8 protein-coding genes are annotated in these 6000 nt (G+C 60.8%); all 8 read left to right on the top strand.

Annotated features, from left to right (window positions below; translation table 11 throughout):
- Window positions 1-130: 130 nt before the first annotated feature.
- Window positions 131-268, top strand: a complete 138-nt coding sequence (gene rpmH / locus NF551_RS16505; RefSeq protein WP_022892375.1) for a 50S ribosomal protein L34 — start codon at window positions 131-133, stop codon at window positions 266-268.
- A 60-nt stretch (window positions 269-328) separates the two neighbouring features.
- Window positions 329-676 (top strand): ribonuclease P protein component, encoded by a 348-nt coding sequence (rnpA, locus tag NF551_RS16500; RefSeq protein WP_227896422.1) that lies wholly within the window; start codon window positions 329-331, stop codon window positions 674-676.
- Between the two features lie 26 nt (window positions 677-702).
- Entirely contained in the window at window positions 703-1092 is a 390-nt protein-coding gene (gene yidD, locus NF551_RS16495) for a membrane protein insertion efficiency factor YidD (RefSeq protein WP_227896421.1), read from the top strand.
- 9 nt (window positions 1093-1101) lie between these two features.
- Window positions 1102-2064 carry a membrane protein insertase YidC gene (yidC, locus tag NF551_RS16490; RefSeq protein ID WP_227896420.1) on the top strand — a complete coding sequence of 321 codons (963 nt, stop codon included), beginning with the start codon at window positions 1102-1104 and terminating at the stop codon, window positions 2062-2064.
- On the top strand, window positions 2061-2600 hold the full coding sequence (locus NF551_RS16485; RefSeq protein WP_227896419.1) for a Jag family protein: 540 nt from the start codon (window positions 2061-2063) through the stop codon (window positions 2598-2600). Before yidC ends, NF551_RS16485 begins: the two co-directional genes overlap by 4 nt.
- Window positions 2601-2644: 44 nt before the next feature.
- The gene (rsmG, locus tag NF551_RS16480; RefSeq protein ID WP_227896418.1) at window positions 2645-3274 is read left to right on the top strand and encodes a 16S rRNA (guanine(527)-N(7))-methyltransferase RsmG; all 630 of its coding nucleotides are present in this window, start codon (window positions 2645-2647) and stop codon (window positions 3272-3274) included.
- 105 nt (window positions 3275-3379) lie between these two features.
- On the top strand, window positions 3380-4519 hold the full coding sequence (locus NF551_RS16475; RefSeq protein ID WP_279324714.1) for a ParA family protein: 1140 nt from the start codon (window positions 3380-3382) through the stop codon (window positions 4517-4519).
- Between the two features lie 101 nt (window positions 4520-4620).
- Window positions 4621-5967, top strand: coding sequence for a ParB/RepB/Spo0J family partition protein (locus NF551_RS16470; RefSeq protein WP_227896417.1), 1347 nt, complete (start codon window positions 4621-4623; stop codon window positions 5965-5967).
- The last annotated feature ends 33 nt before the right edge of the window (window positions 5968-6000 follow it).

The raw sequence follows: 6000 nt of genomic DNA, 5'->3' as shown, positions 1-6000 counted from the left end.
GCCCATCAGGGTTCTGGGAATCAGGGTCCAGGTCCGGGTTGAGCGTAGTCAGTCACATGAAAACTTAGCGCCGCTTGTGCTTCCCCCTTGATGCAGCAGGCGCAGCGCATATTGTCTTGGAGTAACCACCGTGAGCAAGCGGACTTTTCAGCCGAATAACCGCCGTCGTGCCAAGAAGCACGGCTTCCGCCTTCGCATGCGCACCCGTGCCGGCCGTGCCATTCTTTCTGCACGCCGTGGCAAGGGCCGTACCGAACTGTCGGCGTAAAACAGCCTTAGGTTTGTCGATGCTGCGTCAGCAGCTCTGTCCACCTCCCTCGGCGGCCTAATGCTGGCCGCGAGGAACCGGGTGCGTTCGTCGGCGGATTTTTCCCATACTGTACGTTCCGGCGCCCGAAACGGGCGCCGGAACGTAGTCTTATATGCAGTGCCCAACCCGGCCGCGCCCACGCGCGTCGGGTTCATTGTGTCGAAAGCCATTGGGAACGCCGTGACACGTAACCTCGTTAAGAGAAGACTGAGAGAAGCAGCAGCGCAGAGCCTGGCCCAGAACCCCACCGGGTTCGACATTGTCGTCAGGGCACTGCCGCCGGCGGCATCGGCATCTTGGGCGCAGTTAAGCGCGGATTATGCTGGTGCCCTCTCTGCATGCATTGGCAAGCTTTCGCGGCAGTGACCACAAAGGTGAGGGAGGGACATACGATGGGCCGCACCGGCAACCAACCGGCGAAGGCCTATGTTCCTGCTGTCCTCGTGAAGGCGCTACTGCGTTTCGTGTGGCATCTGCCCCGAAACGTCCTGATCGGGATTCTGAAGGTTTACCGCAAGCTCATCTCACCGCTGTACGGGCCGGTATGCCGCTTCTTTCCATCTTGTTCTGCGTATGCCCTTGAGGCCGTCACCGTTCACGGTGCGGTGAAGGGCACATGGCTGGCCGCCCGCCGGCTCATCCGCTGCCACCCCTGGAACGACGGCGGAGTTGACCACGTGCCCGAAGGCCGAAGGACCTGGCCGCAGGAATCAGTCCCCAGGATTATTGTGCTGAATCATCCCGTGATTCCGGCAGACGAAGACAGCCGCCCCGCGGCTTGAGGAGTGTAAATGGGTTTCTTCGACACGATCATGTTTCCATTCAAATGGGTGGTGTCATGGATCATGTGGATCTTCCACGAGGGATTTGTGTTCCTCGGGATGGATGCCGCATCCGGATGGACCTGGACGCTGTCCATCATTGGTCTGGTTATTGTCATCCGTGCCGCCCTGATTCCGGTTTTCGTCAAGCAGATCAAGGCGCAGCGCGGCATGCAGTCGCTGCAGCCGGATCTGCGTAAGCTCCAGCAGAAGTACAAGGGCAAGACGGACCAGCTCTCGCGCCAGGCGATGACGCAGGAGCAGATGGCCCTGTACAAGAAGCACGGCACGAACCCCTTCGCGGCGTGCCTGCCGATGCTGATCCAGATGCCGTTCTTCTTCGCCCTGTTCCAGGTGCTGAACGGTGTTTCCAACGCCAGCTCGGACGGCGAGGGCATTGGCGCTCTCACCCATGACGCCGTCGTCCAGTTCGATGAAGCCACGATCCTCGGTGCGCCGCTCTCCTCCTCGCTGCTGCACGGATTCGGCACGGAGGGCCACACTTCCGTTGTGGTTCTCTCGATCATCATGATCATCGCCATGACGGCGTCGCAGTTCATCACGCAGAAGCAGATCATGTCCAAGAACATGTCTGAAGAAGCGCTGCAGAGCCCGTTCATGCGCCAGCAGAAGATGATGCTCTACGTACTGCCGCTCGTTTTCGGCATCGGCGGCATCAACTTCCCGATCGGCGTCCTGATTTACTGGACCACCACCAACCTGTGGACCATGGCGCAGCAGTTCTTCGTGATCCGCCGCATGCCCACCCCCGGGTCTCCTGCCGCCAAGGCCCTGGCTGAGCGCCGTGCCCGCAAGGGCCTGCCGATGATGCCGCTGCTGGGCGAAAAGAAGTCCGAGCCGGTGGAAGAAGTACCCGTCCCTGCCAAAGCACAGCGCCAGCAGCCCCAGCGCAAGAACAGGAAAAAAAGATGAGCACTGAGCACGTCGAAGAGTCCGTGGAAGAACTGCCTGAGGCTGCTGAAGGCGGCACCGTGAGCCGTCTGGAGGAAGAGGGCGACGTCGCCGCTGACTACCTTGAGGAGCTGCTCGACATCGCCGACATTGACGGTGATATCGACATCGAGGTCCGCAGCGGACGTACCTACATTTCCGTTGTCTCCGAAGAGGGAGACGACTCTGGCCTGGAGTCCCTGGTAGGGCGCGGGGGCGAGGTTCTTGAGGCCCTCCAGGAGCTCACCCGGCTCTCCGTGCTGACGGCGACTGACAGCCGTTCACGCCTTGTCCTGGACATCTCCGGGTACCGCAAGGAACGCAGCGAGGAACTGCACCGGATCGCGGAGGATGCGGTTTCCCGCGCCAAGACGTCCGGCAAGGAAATCGCGCTGGCACCGATGAGTGCCTACGAGCGCAAGATTGTTCACGACGCCGTTGCGGAGCTTGGGCTCGTCAGCGAGTCCGAAGGTGAAGGGCCGGAACGCCACATCGTGGTGTCCCTTTCCGACGCATAGCCTTGCCCGTCCGGATATCTCGCTAAGACTAGGATCTGTTTTTCGTGGTTGAAATTACGCCCGCCGAGCATGCTGCTGCGGTCAAGGTCTTCGGATCCCGCCTCCCGCTGGCAGAGCGCTATGTGGAGCATTTGGCTACTTCCGGCATGGAGCGCGGATTGCTCGGGCCGCGTGAAGTTCCGCGGTTGTGGAGCAGGCATGTGCTCAATTGCGCTGTCGTAGCTGATCTGATTCCCGACTCCAGCAGGGTGGCCGATGTTGGTTCAGGTGCCGGGCTGCCCGGGCTGTGCCTGGCTATCGCCCGGCCTGATCTGGTGATGACTCTGATCGAGCCCCTTGAGCGCAGGGTGACCTGGCTGAACGAGGTTGTTGACGATCTGGGGCTTCAGAACGTGGAGGTTATCCGCGGCCGGGCTGAACAGGTAGTCGGCAAGGTGGAGGTAGACGTAGTCACCGCCCGAGCCGTCTCCGCCCTCACCGGACTGGCCGGCCTGACGATTCCGCTCCTGCAGGGTTCCGGGGTAGTGCTGGCCATCAAGGGGCGCAGCGCCGCGGAGGAAATCGAAAAGGCTGCCAAGCAGATTCGCCGGCTTGGCGGCAAGGAGACATCCGTCGTCACCGCCGGCGAGGATGTGCTTGAGGAGCACACGACCGTAGTCCGCATTGTTGTCTAGGCCCTGCCTGGTACTGCACACACCCTGCCCGATCCGGGGATTTGACCGGCCAGCCGATAGGCTAGGGGCAGTAATGCCTTATGTTGTGAAAGTGAGCATGTCCAGGTGAGTGTGCGCGATTCTGCCGCAAAACGAATTCCCCCCTTTGCTGCGCTGGGTTCTGCCTTCTCATCGCCTTTTTCGAGGAATCAACCTGAAGAGGTTGTAGAACCAAAGCTTGACTTGCCTGTTTCACGTGAAACGGGACATGCTGTTGCAACACTGTCTGCCGGCGCATCGTATGTGCCTGTTCCCGAGACCAGCGAAGGTGGTGTAGCCGGCCAGGCGGTTTATCCGTCAGAGTCGGTAGACGTTATGGATCTGATGGACGAAAGCACACCACTGGCCCGCGAACTTGCCAGTGAGAACCGGCGCCGCGAGAGGCTCCGGGGCAGGGTCCTGCCGCGGCCTGCCGAGACCCGGATCATGACCGTGAGCAACCAAAAGGGCGGCGTCGGGAAGACGACGACCACAGTAAACCTTGCCGCCGCTCTGGCCACGGCCGGCCTCAACGTCCTGGTGATCGATATCGATCCGCAGGGAAACGCTTCTACTGCCCTCGGGATCGACCACAGGGCAGACGTGGAGAGCATCTACGACGTCCTCATCGATGATTTGCCCCTGGGTAAGGTTGTGGCGCAGTGCCCCGACATCCAGAACCTGATCTGTGCTCCTGCGACAATCCACCTTGCGGGTGCGGAAATCGAGCTGGTCTCCCTCGTAGCGCGTGAGCAGAGACTGCGGCGTGCCATTGAGGTTTACGCCAAGGAACGCAAGAACGCCGGCGAAGAGCGGCTGGACTACATCTTCATTGACTGCCCGCCGAGCCTGGGACTGCTCACCGTCAACGCTTTTGTTGCGGCGAAGGAAGTCCTCATTCCCATTCAGTGCGAGTACTACGCATTGGAGGGCTTGAGCCAGCTTCTGAAGAACATTGAGATGATCCAAAAGCACTTGAACGCTGATCTGGTTGTTTCAACGATCCTGCTCACTATGTATGACGGCCGGACCAACCTGGCTGCACAGGTTGCAGCTGAGGTCCGCGAACACTTCCCACAGCAGGTCCTGGCCGCTGTCGTGCCCCGTTCGGTGAGGATTTCTGAGGCGCCGAGCTACCAGCAGACCGTCATGACGTACGATCCGTCGTCGACAGGTGCCCTTTCCTACCTGGAAGCTGCTGCCGAGATCGCCCAGCGATCCGTCTAGACACTCCCTTTGGGATACCGGGTGAACCCGACGGTGGACCGTAGAATACTCTCACAATCAATCCATGCCGCTTGCTGTGTGCATAAGGGAAGGACTTACCCATGACCGAAAAGCGTCGTGGTTTGGGCCGGGGTCTGGGAGCATTGATTCCCAGTACTCCCGAGTCTTCGGAGACAACTGAAACCTCCCAGTCGACCAGGGCTGGCCGGCCCGTTGATTTGTTCTTTGCTGCTGCAAGCGATGAGGTTGCGCCGGGCCGCACAGGCGGAGTGCGCCGTGGTGCCGGAATCAACAAGGAAGCCCTCCGGGCCCCTGCCAAGAAGAAGCCGGCAGCCCGCTCGGCAGCTAACCGGAAGGCGGCCCCCAAGGCAGACGCCGCCACGGCGGCAGCTGCACAGGAAGATCTGGCTGCCCGCCCGCAGGCAGGCGCTGAGAAGCCCGCAGAATCGGCTGTAGAGGCGCCAAAAAAGCCCAGCACGGCCCGCAAGAGCCCCGCCGCACCCAAGGAGCCAGTGCAGGCCGTAGAGGCTCAGGAAGACGCGTTGGCAGGCGTTGTCGCGGATGGGGCGGAAGCACCTGCGGACGCCGAGAGCGGTGTTTCACGTGAAACGCTGCTGGAGGTACCTGGTGCGCGGTTCGCTGAACTCCCAATTGATTCCATTCATCCGAACCGTAAGCAGCCGCGAAGTGTCTTCGACGAAGAAGACATGTCCGAGCTGGTGCACTCTATCCGAGAGATCGGCGTTCTCCAGCCGATTGTGGTCAGGCCGTCCGCTGAGGGCGATGAGGATCATCCTTACGAACTGGTCATGGGTGAGCGTCGCTGGCGCGCAAGCCGTGAAGCTGGCTTGGACACGGTGCCAGCCATTGTCCGGTCCACCCAGGACGTCGATCTGCTGCGCGACGCACTTCTCGAAAACCTGCACCGAAGCCAACTGAATCCGCTTGAAGAGGCTGCTGCGTACCAGCAGCTCCTGGACGACTTTGAGTGCTCGCACGAAGAACTGGCTGAACGCATTGGCCGTTCACGTCCGCAGATTTCCAACACGTTGAGGTTGATGAAGCTCCCTCCGCTGGTGCAGCGTCGTCTCGCAGCTGGGGTCCTGTCCGCCGGGCACGCCCGCGCACTCCTGGGTCTGAACGATCCCGCGGAGATGGAGAAGCTTGCCCAGAAGATTGTCGCCGAAGGTATGTCAGTTCGCGCAACCGAGGAAGTTGTGGCGTTGTCTGACGGTATTCGCCGGCCTGCGAAGGAGGCCAAGCCCAAGGTTGGAGCGCGGCACGAGCGCCTCGATTACCTGGCTAATTCGTTGTCTGACCGTCTGGATACCAACGTCAAGATCACTCTTGGTGCCCGCAAGGGCAAGGTGAGTATCGAGTTCGCAAGCGTGGATGATCTGAACCGAATCATGACTGTCCTCAATCCCGTCGAAGGGCAAGCGTCCTAGAAGACCGTACACAGATCGCGGCCCCTGTTTCAC

This window comes from Arthrobacter caoxuetaonis, assembly GCF_023921125.1.
Taxonomy (GTDB): domain Bacteria; phylum Actinomycetota; class Actinomycetes; order Actinomycetales; family Micrococcaceae; genus Arthrobacter_B; species Arthrobacter_B caoxuetaonis.
Note: the sequence above shows the minus strand (reverse complement) of the source record. Positions and strands in the feature narration are given on the sequence as shown.